Origin of the sequence: Fusibacter paucivorans (assembly GCF_018390735.1) — a bacterium.
In the GTDB taxonomy this organism is placed as follows: domain Bacteria; phylum Bacillota; class Clostridia; order Peptostreptococcales; family Acidaminobacteraceae; genus Fusibacter; species Fusibacter paucivorans.
Map to the genome: position 1 here is coordinate 62,639 of NZ_JAHBCL010000010.1, position 14,312 is coordinate 76,950.

Sequence of the window (14,312 nt, forward strand, 5' to 3'; positions counted from 1 at the left end):
CTTAGGTGTCATTTGTTTTTAATTGCCAACATCGCCCTTGCAGTTTCGACTGAAGCGATTGTATGACCTGATATTTCAGCAATTGTACGAACTGCCGCCACTTGTTCAGCACTGGATTTCGCCAAGACGCCTCGTTTAATATAGAGATTGTCTTCAAGACCAACACGGACATTGCCGCCCAGTGCAATCGCAACCATCGCCATATTAAACTGTGCCCTGCCAGCCCCTGCTACTGACCATACGTAATCACCGATCAGCTTATCTGCCGTTTGTTTTAAAAACACTAAATTTTCAACGGTTGCCGGCATACCGCCTAGAATCCCCAAGACAAATTGGATGTAAATAGGCCCTTTGAGAATGCCTTTTTGTTTAAAATAGGCCAAGTTGTTAATCATCCCTACATCATAAACTTCAAATTCCGGCTTCGTCCCCACTTCCGACATCGTCTCAATATAATGTTGTAAACCATCGAAAGTATTTTTAAAAACATTGTCCCGCGTCTTAATGAGATATGGCTTTTCCCAGCCGAATCCATCATCAATTTTTTCTGCAATCTCCGACAAGACAAAGTTCATTGTCCCAGCATTGCAAGAAGCCAATTCAGGCTTAAACACTTCAACCGGCAACAGCCTTTCTGCCGTTGTCATAAGCTGGCTGGCACCTGTCGTAACACAGACGATCACATCGCATTTCGAACGAATCCTCTCCAATATGTCTGACATGAGTTCATTTGAGGAAGACGGTTCTCCGGTTTCAGGGTTTCGAGCGTGAACGTGTACAACGGCAGCGCCTGCTTCGTAAGCTGCCTTTGCTTCCTCTGCAATTGCCTCTGGTGTAATGGGTAAATACGGGCTCATACTCGGCACGTGTACAGCACCTGTTAACGCTGCAGTAATGATTACTTGACGCATCTCGGTTTTCCCTCTACTTTCTTTTATAACTTTCTTTTCGTTCTTGGTGTTCGTCATCAAACGTTTAAAACCTCATGAGTTTTGCTGGATTAGTCTTGCCAATGAGTTCAATATCAGCCTCAGTTAGGCCATTACGAGATTCCAGTAAATTTATAAAGGTCATCATGCCTTCAACCGGGCTGCCATTGCCCTTTTGTCCCATATCCGAATCGAGAATAAAACAGTCGATTGGCAATGCCTCAAGCATTTCATCGACAATATGCCAAGGTAGAGGCCCCAATTTGGATGCATCTGAGAAGACGCAGACATTCAGCTCAATATAAGCCCCCATCTTTGCCCATTTTTGCATTTGCTCATAAGTCGCGCCAATATGAAAATGAGGGTGATTGACAAGAACACGTTTAACGCCCACTTCAAATGCTTTTGTTACCAGATGGTCAATTTCCCATGCAGAGCCATGCCCCGTTCCCAATACCATGTCATTAGCAGCCATGTATTTTAAAATTTCCACAGCTTCCGGCATCATCACACCGTCTTCATCAACATAGACAACGGGTTCTTCTTTTACCGATGCCATTCCTGATCCCGCAAAATTCCCCTTGTGAGCATCAATGTGATTCTTTGCTGACACCGTGGGAAAATAAATCATCTGTGTCCCCATTTGACGTGCTGTATCAACTGCCTTGAGATTAAAAAGGCCCATAGAATGATTGAGGGCCAACGAACTGAATATTCTAACATCACCCTTTGCCAAATGTTTTTCAATCATGGTACAACCAAGTGCAGATGGGAAATAATGATCTTTTACTAAAAACCCTCTATAACCAGCCGCACGCGCCTCCGTCAGCATATCAGCTACATCCAGTTCGCGGTTTGCCGTTGAAGGCCCCGTGTGAACATGTAAATCAATAAGTCCCTTGAGTATGGATCGATTCATGCATAACACCTCCTTAAGATGACCGCATTATTCTTTTGAATACACCAGCATTTTCTAAAACGCTGCATAGCTGTCTGGGAGCCCTGCCATCATATCCGTTGAAATGCCATAAGGCGCAATTGGATAGCGAAGACCATTTTTATAAAGCTTCTCAAGGCCTTCTAAAGCACGTTCCAAATTTTTTGGCGTCATTGTCAGAACGAGATCATGCGCCTTCGTACCGCCAAATTTTCGCTCTGCAAAACTAGGGAGCGCAAGGCTCGGTTTGCCTGTTTCATAGGTTCTAATCCAAGAATCATTGCACGCAGATTCACCTGAAAAAGTAAATGACAGTTTCTCATATTGACCATACAGGTATCCGCTGAGCAGCATAAAAAACTGTTCAGAATCACCATAGAGAATACAGACATCTGTCTGTGTCAGCTTGCCACTGTCCACTGGTGAAGCAATAATACCAACAACCTGCTTTGACAGAATATTGAGCTGACAGTGATGTGCCTTTGCCGCTTCAGGATCGTGCCAGATATCCGCAAACATTTTGCCGGATTCAAAGCGTTCATCCGGTTTTTCAAAACCGTGGATGACACGGCAATAATCTGCGTGAAAATTGTGATGTCTAATCCCCATCGTCCAACGATAGTAGCGGGCTTGTCCAATGAGCTGACATGCCGCATGCCGTTTAGGACTGGTGCGAACACCTTTTACCGCTTGAAAAGCTTCTTCCGTTTCACAAAACTGCAACCCGATGATCGGTTCAGCATAGCGAAGGTACTTCACTAATTTTGATATGATATCTTCCCACGCTACTTTGCTTTCATCATGCATTATTTGCCTTCTTTCTCAGCTAAAAATGCGGTAAAGCTTTCTGTATATTCCGGTCTGTCCGGTGTAAAAATATCCATTTGCAGACAAGGTACCGTGCTATCGTAAACATGGATATAATGCTCGACATTCGGCGGCACCGTTACCCATGAACCCGGTGTTAAGCGATAGGGTACGCCGTCAACATAATAATCGCACTCGCCTTCAAGGACTAATGCCACCTGCTCATTTGGATGCGTATGCGGTTTTACTTCATTACCATTTTCTACGCGTCCCACCGTACAGCATAGCGTGTCTGCTTCCATCGCGAAAACGACGCGCTCAATACCCGCTCTCAGCGGCTGCCATTTTGTTTCATTCCAGTTGCCATTTGCAATTTTACTCATTCTTTGCCTCCTCAACTTGCTTTGATAATGTTTCATAGCGCTTTGTCTTAAATGTATTCAGTTCTTCATAGGCCTGCTGAAACCTCTTTGCCGCCATTAACAAATCTGAACTGTATGCCACCATATGCATTCCCCACGCCTCATAGAGCGTCACTTCTTCCATCGATCCGGCATACGCCCCTAGATACTTGCCGCTCCTTAGAACTGTTTCTGTAATGCCTCTGACGACAGCAAGTACTTCAGGATCATTGGTTTGTCCACGTTTGCCCATCTCAGCACTGATACTTGCAACGCCAATAAAGATGACATCGACATTGCGGATATTGCATATTTCATTGATGCGACCTGCCATTTGCAGATTTTCAATCATCACCATGCTGGTAAATGCCTCATTGAATCCTTCAATATAGTCATCACTTTCATAAAGACCATAATGTCCGGAGCGTGTTGTCAGTGCAAAATCCAATCTCCCAAGTGGTGCATATCGCATATAGGTAGCAGCACTTTCTATTTCTGCCAACTCATCGGCAATCGGCATCAAGATGCCCTGCGCACCTAAATCAATTGTATGAAGAATATGCTCTTCCTGATTTGAAGGAAGCCTCACAACTGCCGACATGCCCACGCCATTCGCCGTTCGGATCATTGTCATTATGGATTCATAGCTGTAAGCACTATGTCTGGCATCGACAATGATAAAGTCAAATTGCGAATAGCCAATCATTTCCACAATTTGAGCATTATTAAGTTTGATATACGTTCCCACAGAGAGCCCGCCTTGACTTAATTTTGCTTTCAGGGATAATTGCGATGGATACGCCAATCCTTCACCTCCTTTTTAAAGCTCGTCTAGACTTAACGCAAAAGTGATGCCAAATATCATCTTCAAAACTTAAACGCTCTGTTTTCAACGCGTTTGCAGCTTCTGACGATGAGCGTAAGCATCATTTCACCTAAACAGTGAAGAGATATACTTCAATTTGCTGATTTTTGAAAATCCATCAAGTCAATATCGACTCGTTTGTTGCTTCGTTTAATTGAGATATTTCTTTAAAATTTTGAACTTTTTTAAGAAATCACTCAAAATAGGCCATATCAACATTTCTTTCAAAGCATTTACTGTAATTATTCAATAGATGCAATAAGTCGTTTTTGATTTATATAGGCAATTGTATTTTGCTTCATCGTGCCTCAAGCGTTCTTATTTCACACAATCAGATAATCAACTCATATTCGACTTGTTTTTATCTTGCGCTTTAAGTCATCATTGTACCTTAAGTTGACTTTTTAAAAACATCATGTTAGATTGAAGTAAATTTGATGTCGTGTAACCACAGAGGGGGCCAGCAAATCATGAACAGTGTCGAATGGAATTTGTCCATCAACTTGCAGGATATTCTAGATGTTCTCGAACTGCCAACGCACATTATCGATCATAACGGCATTGTCGTCGCCGTTAACGATAAGTGGGTAAAGCACATTGGCGTGTCTAAAGAGGAAGCCATTGGTTTTAAAATCAATGACGTGCTCCGAAGCTCTATGACGAAATTCTACTTTTCAATTGATTACGATGCGGACAAAGATGACAGCGAACAAAACGTCACACACTTTAAGGAAGCACTAAAGGATTCCGTTGCACTAAAAGTATTGGAAACCAAGACGAAAATAGCGATGTTCACGTATTCCGCAAAGCACGAAACAAAGCATAATAAGATGCTTGTCACCAGCACCCCCATCTTGCGCGATAACAAGGTCTGCTATGTTGTGACGACACTAGCAAACGTCACCGAATCCATTCATCAGGCGCAACAGCTTGAAAAAGAAATACAAAAAAACGAAATGATTTTAGAAGAACTGAATTATTATAAAATGCAGCAGGTATCGCCAAAGATCGTTGGCAACAGCCCAGAAATTAAAAAAATAAAGGATTACATCGCCTTTGTCTCAAAAGCGAACGTCACCGTTTTAATCACTGGCGAAAGCGGCGTTGGCAAGGAAGTCTTTGCCAATGAAATTTATAGGAACAGTCATCGTGCTGACAAGGCCTTTGTTAAAATCAACTGCGCTTCTATACCGGATAATTTAATTGAATCCGAGCTCTTTGGGTATGAAAAAGGCGCCTTTACAGGCGCCAATAAAACGAAAATAGGACTGTTTGAAGTCGCCGATCAGGGGACTATTCTCCTTGACGAAATTGGAGAGCTGCCGCTCAATCTCCAGTCAAAGCTCCTTCGCGTGCTTCAAGAAATGGAAATCATGCGCATTGGTGGTAAAAAGCCTATTAAGATCGATGTCAGAGTCATTGCTTCAACAAATGTTGATTTATATCAAAGTGTTCAAAATGGGCTTTTCCGCAGCGATCTTTTCTATCGTCTCAACGTTATTCCCATCCATATCCCTGCACTCCGAGGACGAAGTGAAGATATTCCCGAATTAGCCGACTACTTCGTCGAAAAGTTCAATCGCAAATACAGCAAATTAAAAAGTCTTTCTGACGATGCCATTATGCTTTTAAAGAATTACCAGTGGCCCGGCAATATTCGTGAAATGGAAAATTTACTTGAGCGCATTGTCATCATTGGCAGCAAAGACAAGATTACACAGGCTGATTTACGCTGCATTCTCTATCAGGATGAAGCCGCAGTCGCTGAAACCGCTGATTTAAGTTACGATGAAGCACTCGAAGCTTTTGATCGAAAATTGATAGAGGATTCACTGCATAAATATGGCAGTACTTATAAAGCCGCGGAGCATTTGCATACGACACAGTCTAAAATTGCACGTAAAGCAAAAAAATACAATATCCTGTGGTAATGACATACACTGCCTTTTACAACCGTTACACTAGCCTTACAAACAAACATGCACCATAACAAGTGTATGCCATAACAAACATGCGCTACATTAAACATACGCATTCCTAAAATGTAAACACAATCCTTTCGCCGAACAATAAGAAACGCCGTTTCATTTTACTGCTCTCGGTTAACTGGTATAATGTTGTCGATAAACGTAAAAAAGCCCTGCCGTGCATCTGATCTGCTCAATCATCATGCAAGACAAGGCTTTATTTTATTGATTTTAACGCCTTTAACCAATTTTTTTAATATCGTAAACCTGAAGGTCATCAAGGCCTTCTTTGGTGTTAATCAATTTGACAAATGCACGATACGTATCATAGGCATGAACACACGGGATCTTCTTTTCAGTCGCATATCGTCTAAGACCAAATGACTGCTTACCCGCTTCACCAGACAAATTGGTAACGACAAATTTTACGTCGCCGTCGTTGATTACTTCGACGAGATCATCTGATACTGACATTTTCGGCATTTTAATATGATTGGCTTCACAGAAGGCAACGGTTGCCTGATCTGTTACGATTTCAAGGCCTGCTGATGCAAAACCGTCGACGATCTTTTCTACTTCGTAGAGCTGCTCGTCTAAGTAATCGAGCTGGCAAACGACTTTTCCCTTATTGTCAACCGCATTGCCTAAGGAAATAAATCCCTTTAACAACGCGCGTTCCACTGTGTCTTCAATGCACATGATTTCGCCTGTAGACTTCATATTCGGTCCAAGGGCAATATCAATACCAACGAGTTTGTCGTTGGAGAAGACAGGCAGTTTCACTGCATAGACATCTTTTTCAGGGTAAAGACCCGTACTGTATCCCTGCTCTGCAAGTGTCTGTCCAAGCATAATGCCCGTTGACAGCTTAATCATCGGCACACCGGTGATCTTGCTGAGGAATGGTACCGTACGCGATGCACGAAGATTGACCTCAATGATGTATATTTCGCCATTTTGGATAATGAGCTGAATATTCATCAGACCCTTGACTTCAAAGATTTCAGAGAGTTTCTTTGTTATCTCAAAAATGCGGTTTTTAACATCGACATTCAAAGCCGGCGGCGGATAGATGGAAATACTGTCACCGGAGTGAATACCCGCGCGCTCAAGATGTTCCATAATACCCGGGATCAATACTTCGCTGCCGTTGCAGATTGCATCGACTTCCACTTCCTTGCCGTTAAGATAATTATCGACGAGAACGTCTTCATTACCAAGATCAAGCAGCTCCTGTACGTAGGTCGCCAGCGTTTCCTTTGTTTCAACAATTTTCATGCCGAGACCGCCAATGACATAACTTGGTCTAACGAGTACCGGATAGCCATAGCCTTCTGCCGCCTCAAGTGCTTTTTCCGGTGTCGTAACAGTCGTCCCCTCCGGATGTTTAATTCCTGCTTTATTAATAAGTTGATAGAAGCGCTCACGATTTTCACTCGCATCAATCTGATCGTAATCTGTACCAAGTACGTAGTCTTTCATCGAATCAGCAAGTTTAAGCCCTGTATTGCCTGCATATTGTACGATAACACCTTCTGGCTGTTCATACTCAACGACATTCAGGACATCCTCAATGGTCAGCGGTTCAAAATACAGTTTATCGGAAACGTCGAAATCGGTACTGACCGTTTCGGGGTTATTGTTAATGATAATGCCTTCATAGCCTTTTGATTTAAGTGCCATAATACCATGGACAGAACAGTAGTCGAATTCGACACCCTGTCCAATTTTAATGGGGCCCGAACCAACGACGACTACTTTTTTGCGATCAGTGCGCTCATTTTCATCAAACGGATCATAAGTTGAATAATAGTAAGGCGTCAGCGCCTCAAATTCACCGCTACAGGTATCGACCATCTTATACGATGCAACAATGCCCATATTTTTACGATAAGTCCTGACGTCAAATTCTGAAGGATGATCCAGCAAGTGCTTTGAAAGGAATGCATCCGACATCCCCATGCGTTTCATCTTTGTCATCTGATCTTTCGTGATGCATTTGAGCACCGATTTGCGCACAAAATTTTCGAGCATGACAATATTTTTCAATTTATGCAGAAAGAAGAGGTCAATCCCAGTTCTCGCATTAATCCCAATCGGCGTCACTTCACGTCTTAACAGTTCCGCTACATAGAATATGCGGTCGGATTTTGGAAATTTAATATTGTCAAAAAGTTCTGTCAAAGTAAGTTTCATCAGCGGTTCAAACATTAAGCTGTACTGATTCAGTTCCAATGACCGAATGGCTTTTAAGAAAGCCGCTTCAAAGTTATTGCCAATGGCCATGACCTCACCAGTTGCCTTCATTGTCGTTCCAAGTGAGTTATCACCTTCTGGGAACTTGTCAAATGCCCATTTAGGGAATTTAATGACGCAATAATCCAATGACGGCTCATAGCAGGCATAGGTATTCTTTGTAATATCATTTTCAATTTGGTCTAAATGATAGCCAAGCGCAATCTTCGTCGACACTTTGGCTATCGGATAGCCCGTCGCCTTGGAAGCCAGCGCCGATGATCTAGAAACCCTAGGATTGACTTCAATAACGTAAAACTGAAAGCTATCCGGGTCAAGTGCATACTGAACATTACAGCCGCCGACGATTTCCAGTTCGCCTGCGATATCAATCGCCGCTTTCCGCAGCATTTGATACTCACGATCACTGAGTGTTTGTGATGGCGCCACAACAATGCTGTCTCCCGTGTGTACGCCGAGCGGATCAATATTTTCCATATTACAGATGGTAATGCAGTTGCCTGCGCCATCGCGCATAATTTCGTATTCAATTTCTTTCCAGCCCATCAGTGATTTTTCAATCAAAACTTGGCTAACTGGCGATAATGACAGGCCGCGTTTCGTAACGGTTTCAAACTCTTCCATGGTATGACAAATACCGCCGCCCGTGCCCCCAAGGGTATAGGCCGGTCTGACAACCAACGGAAGTTCTAAATGTTTCAATGTCTCAAGTGCTTCTTTGTATGTGGTGACTGGATAGCTTTCGAGCACGGGAATATCAATTTTTTCCATTGCTTTTTTAAAAGCATCACGGTCTTCTGATCGCTTAATCCCTTCAATAGAAGTTCCGAGTACTTCAATGCCGTAAGCATCGAGTACGCCGCTTTCATGAAGTTCGACGGCAGCGTTTAAACCCGTCTGACCGCCAATACCTGGGATGATAGCGTCAGGGCGTTCTTTTTCAATGATTTTCTTCAAGAATTCAAGCTTTATAGGCTCAAGGTAAACGGCATCCGCCATTTCGCGATCTGTCATAATCGTCGCAGGATTGTTGTTGACGAGTATCGTGTAAATACCTTCTTCTTTTAACACTTTGCAGGCTTGGCTGCCCGAATAGTCAAATTCTGCCCCTTGTCCAATGACGATTGGGCCGGAACCAATGACGAGAATACGTTTCATTATTCAGCCTCCTTCATCATACGAATAAATTCATCAAACAGATAACTGGAATCACCGGGACCCGGAGAAGCTTCCGGGTGATACTGTACGCTGAAAATCGGCAACTCATTATGTTTCAGGCCTTCAATAGACCGATCGTTCAAATTCAAATGCGTTACGGTGACGGGCTTGTCTTTCAGACTTTCATCGACGACCACATAACCGTGATTTTGGCTCGTAATAACGATTTTGTCATTGACGAGATCTTTGACCGGATGATTGGAGCCTCTATGACCAAATTTCAACTTTTCCGTCTTAGCACCAAGCGCCAGCGATATGAGCTGATGTCCGAGACAGATGCCAAAAACTGGTTTTAAGTCAAGCAATGTTTTCACATTTTCAATGACTTCGACATAGTCTTCCGGATTGCCGGGACCATTGGACAGAAAGATGCCATCTGGCGCGTATGCCATAATATTCTCTACCGATGTAAAGGCAGGAAATACTCTGACATTTAAGTTGCGCAGCACGAGTGAGTCCAAAATATTGCGCTTAATGCCAAAATCAAGCACCGCCACTTTGAGGTCACCTTTGCCCAAATCATAAGCATCTGGTGTTGTTACGGCTTTAAGGATATCAACGCCTTCTTCCAAACCTTCGAAAACATCTGCTTTATTGACATCGTAAAGTGTTTCGCTGACAATTTTCCCAATCATGGTTCCCTTGTCTCGAATGTGCTTAACCAACGCACGGGTATCAATGCCTTGAATGCCGACGATCTTGTTGTTATTCAAATAATCTGACAGATTATCTTTGCCGCGCCAATTTGAATAGTCTTCAACGAATTCACGACAGACGAGTCCTTTGATTTTAGGCCCGCGTGATTGTTCGTCTTCATGGCTTATGCCGTAGTTCCCAATTAATGGATAGGTCAAAATAACAATTTGACCGTAGTATGAAGGGTCTGTGATGATCTCCTCATAGCCAGTCATCCCAGTGTTAAAAACCACTTCGCCTACGGTCTCAGTCTCACACCCGAACAGGGTGCCTTCAAATATCAAGCCATCCTCTAGCAAAAGATAACCTTTCATGCATACCTCCATTTTAATCAATGTATCTCGTACATTATTAATTACTGTCTACCTAAATTTATATGATATCACAACTGAGCTTCCGGTGAAACTATTTTTATATTTTTTTTATCATTCACCATTTGACTGAGTATTTCTAAAAGGCCTTCATCAACAGCAATGATGTCGGCATTCTCCTTCTCTGCAATCGCCATTATTTTTTTTGCCCGATATCCGGCGCTTTCAATTTGCGCTTTTTCACCTTCAATCATATACACGCGGTTAGCACCAATCGCAGTTGCAGCATTGGACAGCATTGGTGCATCAACTTCTGAAAAATGGACGGCAATACGCCGCGCATTGGCTTGCGCTTCCATCCAAGCAAGCACTTTTGAATTTAGATTGTCTTCACGATAAGCAAAAATAATGGTTTCCTGCACTTTTTTATCACCTCAGTCTTTTAAGTGATTATACATAACATTTTATATTTATTCAATTGTTTTTTGAAAAAAAGAGGACAAAATGTCCTCTTATAACAGTTGCATAAAATGAATTGAAATATCTACAGTCTCATGACAGTTTATTTGAAAAACCTTCAATAACAAAACTCGTAATATACTCGTATTTTTCAAACGGCTTAATCACTTCATTAATCCACTGACCCTTAAAGCCCATGGCTTCAACTGCAATGCCAAAATGACACATGACAATGCCCATATCAATGTATTTGAGATTCAGCCCTTGCTCTGTTAGATAATCTGACTGCATATAAAACCTAAAAACAGTATCGTCAATCACAATGCGCCACGGCTGACGATTCATCGTCGACGGGGCTCTTTGAACCGCTTCAAAAATCGGTTCGTAGCGATTGATATGGTATCCTTTTAAAGGACTTCCGATAAAATTTGCAAAGAACAACTGGTCGATTCGCTTACGCTCTCTCCCGTGTTTTGCCCTGATTTTTTGATGCCAACTCGCCTCATCAGCACGATAACCAACACTAATCAGCGCCGGAATATTGTCATCGTCTTCAAGGCCTAAATGACGCTCGATTCTGCCCTTGTTAGGTATATTGCCGATCCAGCATGTACCCAATCCCTCGGCAGTGAGATTTAAAACCATGTGTTCCAGGCTATAGCCGTAATCTATGAGGATAGAGCGCTCATTTGGAACGCGCGCAAAAAGATAAGCGGGACTGCCTGTAATCGCACCAAATGACGAAAAACGCGTAATGCCTATGTCGCGTGCTGTCTCCGTATCGACGATTTCAGGTTCTAGTATATTGCCGAACACCCCGCGTCGGCATTGCCTGAGTAGGGGCTTTAGGGTCTCGACATTAAATGGTGACAGTTCATAAGCTCGAACCGACGTTCTCTGTCTTATCCGATCCATGTTAACTCCTTTCTCATATGCCCTTCCGCCATGATGATATTGCTTGTCTGTACGCTAGGGCAGCACGTACTTACATCTATTATATTATACCACTTTTTACAAAAAATATTCAGTACAATGGCTTGCAATACATCACAAATTTTGATATAATATCGTTAATAAATATTCATTCCATTGTATAATAATTAGTAGTTATTTAAGTCGTTCCGTGAGACGACAATACGAGGAGGTATGTATGAAAAGTTATTTGGTACTTGAAAACGGCTCAATGTTGAACCTTGCAACCTGTTCTTTCAGCCACAATGTCTTAGGCGTGGTTACCGTTGATAATCATACACTCAATCTACAAGATCCGGCAACTGGTAAAGCATATCGTTCAAAACTCGATATGAAAGAAGAAAATCGGCTCGCTTCTATGCTGATGACTGGTCATCCGATGCTTGGCAAATTTGTTACAGACGAATTGCCGCTCGACTATCATTTATATGATTTAAAAACGGTGATTCTTTCGTAAATCATTCGATTAGTCTACATAACGCTTTACGTAAAATCCAAAACGGTTATTTCAAGCAAGATCCTTGAAATGACCGTTTTTTTATTTTGTCAATTATTCTTTTGTTAATTTAATTTTTTCAGATAAGACAATTACATCATTACCTTTAAGTAATCCTTCACGTAGGTTGTATTTTTGTAGGATGCAATTTCCTCTCAAAAACTAATTTCTATGATTCATATTCTATAAACAAATTTTGAATGATTTATAAATATGTGATCATTATAGTGAACTTATACAATCCCAACTGGATTGATTAATAAGAAAAGAGGTTCATTAAAATGACAAAAACAATTTATGGTAAACAAAGAGATACAGGCTTAGAAAACGTTTTACAAGAAGTAAAATCTGAAATACCAGGCCGAAGTGCATTTGAAAATGCAATAAAACTAAGAATGTTTGACTGGTGGGCAAAATGGGTTCCCGACTATGCCGGCTGGTTGAAAATTGCAGACAGTCTATACGCGGATGAATGTGTTATAGAAGCAATTGGCCCAGAACCGCAGATTTACAAAGACTATCGATCAGCCATGAAACATCAGCGCGATGCTTATGAAATGGATATGGGCCCCATTGAAAATTGCGTTGTTGAAAATGATACCGTTGCATTAGATTACAAAATGTATATGACGCCAAAGGCAGGTGACAAAAAAGGTGAAACCTTTATCCTTCGCGTTACAGAATTTAACCGCTTTGACAATGTTCCCGGCTACGATCAGCCAATGGTAGTCCATTTAAGAGTCGTTGCAACCGGCATCGCGTAAAAATATAGCTGACAGCTTCCATATAACAGCCCCTCCAAGTTGATGCATTTAAGCATCCTATCCGGAGGGGCCTTTTATGTGAAAATAAACAATGCCTTTCGTTGAACTTTCACAACCATGTATTGCATTTCAAGCTCATAAAGATGGACATGCCATGCATCTTTTTCACATTGCCGCTTTCTCTGATTTCGTTAGTGCGATGATTGCCAAGATTTTAATTACTTATTGTCATGTACGATCAATTCAAACACATCCGGTCTGGCATAATGTCCCGTCGGGTCAAAGTCCATTCGACTCAATGGCACCTGTGCCATATCAAGTGTTGCATAGGCAATCATCTCTTTGTTCCATATTGGCTCAATCACGTACTTGCCATATGGATCCACAACGCAGCTTCCGCCGGGGCACAATTCCTCCGATAAAGATTCAAGCTCACTTTGATAGTGGAATCGCTCAGGATACATGCTTTTCGTCACATATTGATTACAACCGACAACAAAACACCTGCCTTCCGCAGCAATATGCCGCATTGTACATTGCCATTCCTCGCGATTGTCAGCCGTTGGCGCAAGATAAATCGCAACCCCCTTTTGATAGAGTGCCGCACGTGCAAGCGGCATATAGTTTTCCCAGCAAATCAGTCCACCTATTGTACCAAAAGGTGTTTCAACCGTCGAAATGGCACCTTCATGACCATCTCCCCAAATACAGCGTTCCGTTCCCGTCGGTTTTAGCTTTCGATGTTTTGAAACAATTTCACCCTCTGGACTAAAGAGCAAATACGTACAATAGAGTGTCGCATTGACTGCATCTCTTTCCGAAATGCCAAGTCCGACATAGATACCAGCTTTTTGGGCAGCTTCGGCAATCTTCGCCGTTTCATCACCCGGTACCACAACGGATTCATCGTAATAAACTTTCCAGTCTTCCCGTCCCTTCATCGTACGGCTGCCGACGACAAATCCATACGAGAAGCCTCGAGGATAACAGGGCACATATGCTTCTGGAAAGACAATGAGATCTGCTTTTTCAGCACCAGCCGCTTCGATGTATGCAACAGCTTTTGCAATGGTTTTGGTTTTATCAAATAAAATGGGTGCCGCTTGAACAACCGCTACTTTGCATTTGTCTGCCAGTATTTTCATGTAATCGTCCTCCCCTTTTTCTGCCGACTTGGCCAATGTTTACGTCAATATTTTCATTACGGCATTGTCGCCGCTCTATTTGTATGATA

At 42.3% G+C, this 14,312-nt stretch carries 13 protein-coding genes; 3 read left to right on the top strand and 10 right to left on the bottom strand.

Annotation, left to right across the window (positions count from 1 at the left end):
• Nucleotides 1-8: 8 nt before the first annotated feature.
• The 5 genes from KHM83_RS07155 to KHM83_RS07175 form a co-directional block, all read right to left on the bottom strand.
• Nucleotides 9-911 (bottom strand): beta-keto acid cleavage family enzyme, encoded by a 903-nt coding sequence (locus tag KHM83_RS07155; protein WP_213236309.1) that lies wholly within the window; start codon nt 909-911, stop codon nt 9-11.
• Between the two features lie 64 nt (nt 912-975).
• The gene (locus KHM83_RS07160) at nt 976-1,848 is read right to left on the bottom strand and encodes a DUF6282 family protein (RefSeq protein ID WP_213236310.1); all 873 of its coding nucleotides are present in this window, start codon (nt 1,846-1,848) and stop codon (nt 976-978) included.
• 54 nt (nt 1,849-1,902) lie between these two features.
• A complete protein-coding gene (locus KHM83_RS07165; protein ID WP_213236311.1) occupies nt 1,903-2,673 on the bottom strand; it encodes a DUF169 domain-containing protein in 771 nt (256 codons plus the stop codon).
• On the bottom strand, nt 2,673-3,056 hold the full coding sequence (locus KHM83_RS07170; RefSeq protein ID WP_213236312.1) for a cupin domain-containing protein: 384 nt from the start codon (nt 3,054-3,056) through the stop codon (nt 2,673-2,675). Before KHM83_RS07170 ends, KHM83_RS07165 begins: the two co-directional genes overlap by 1 nt.
• Nucleotides 3,049-3,879, bottom strand: coding sequence for an HpcH/HpaI aldolase family protein (locus KHM83_RS07175; protein ID WP_213236313.1), 831 nt, complete (start codon nt 3,877-3,879; stop codon nt 3,049-3,051). The genes KHM83_RS07170 and KHM83_RS07175 overlap by 8 nt, the downstream gene beginning before the upstream one ends.
• Nucleotides 3,880-4,409: 530 nt before the next feature.
• On the opposite strand from KHM83_RS07175, the gene KHM83_RS07180 reads away from it, so the two are divergent.
• Nucleotides 4,410-5,870 carry a sigma-54 interaction domain-containing protein gene (locus KHM83_RS07180; protein ID WP_213236314.1) on the top strand — a complete coding sequence of 487 codons (1,461 nt, stop codon included), beginning with the start codon at nt 4,410-4,412 and terminating at the stop codon, nt 5,868-5,870.
• Nucleotides 5,871-6,146: 276 nt separating this feature from the next.
• Here the strand turns inward: KHM83_RS07180 and carB are convergent, their stop codons facing one another.
• The 4 genes from carB to KHM83_RS07200 form a co-directional block, all read right to left on the bottom strand.
• The gene (carB, locus tag KHM83_RS07185; RefSeq protein ID WP_213236315.1) at nt 6,147-9,320 is read right to left on the bottom strand and encodes a carbamoyl-phosphate synthase (glutamine-hydrolyzing) large subunit; all 3,174 of its coding nucleotides are present in this window, start codon (nt 9,318-9,320) and stop codon (nt 6,147-6,149) included.
• Nucleotides 9,320-10,390 carry a glutamine-hydrolyzing carbamoyl-phosphate synthase small subunit gene (carA, locus tag KHM83_RS07190; RefSeq protein WP_213236316.1) on the bottom strand — a complete coding sequence of 357 codons (1,071 nt, stop codon included), beginning with the start codon at nt 10,388-10,390 and terminating at the stop codon, nt 9,320-9,322. The genes carB and carA overlap by 1 nt, the downstream gene beginning before the upstream one ends.
• A gap of 68 nt (nt 10,391-10,458) precedes the next feature.
• Nucleotides 10,459-10,809, bottom strand: a complete 351-nt coding sequence (locus KHM83_RS07195; RefSeq protein ID WP_213236317.1) for a hypothetical protein — start codon at nt 10,807-10,809, stop codon at nt 10,459-10,461.
• A 130-nt stretch (nt 10,810-10,939) separates the two neighbouring features.
• Nucleotides 10,940-11,761 carry a nitroreductase family protein gene (locus KHM83_RS07200; RefSeq protein ID WP_213236318.1) on the bottom strand — a complete coding sequence of 274 codons (822 nt, stop codon included), beginning with the start codon at nt 11,759-11,761 and terminating at the stop codon, nt 10,940-10,942.
• Nucleotides 11,762-11,996: 235 nt separating this feature from the next.
• Here KHM83_RS07200 and KHM83_RS07205 point away from each other — a divergent pair, with 235 nt between their 5' ends.
• Entirely contained in the window at nt 11,997-12,275 is a 279-nt protein-coding gene (locus KHM83_RS07205) for a hypothetical protein (RefSeq protein ID WP_213236319.1), read from the top strand.
• A 320-nt stretch (nt 12,276-12,595) separates the two neighbouring features.
• Nucleotides 12,596-13,078: a hypothetical protein gene (locus tag KHM83_RS07210; RefSeq protein ID WP_213236320.1), complete on the top strand. Its 483-nt coding sequence runs from the start codon at nt 12,596-12,598 to the stop codon at nt 13,076-13,078.
• 218 nt (nt 13,079-13,296) lie between these two features.
• Here KHM83_RS07210 and KHM83_RS07215 read toward each other — a convergent pair whose 3' ends face one another.
• Nucleotides 13,297-14,223, bottom strand: a complete 927-nt coding sequence (locus tag KHM83_RS07215; RefSeq protein ID WP_213236321.1) for a carbon-nitrogen hydrolase family protein — start codon at nt 14,221-14,223, stop codon at nt 13,297-13,299.
• Nucleotides 14,224-14,312: the final 89 nt, after the last annotated feature.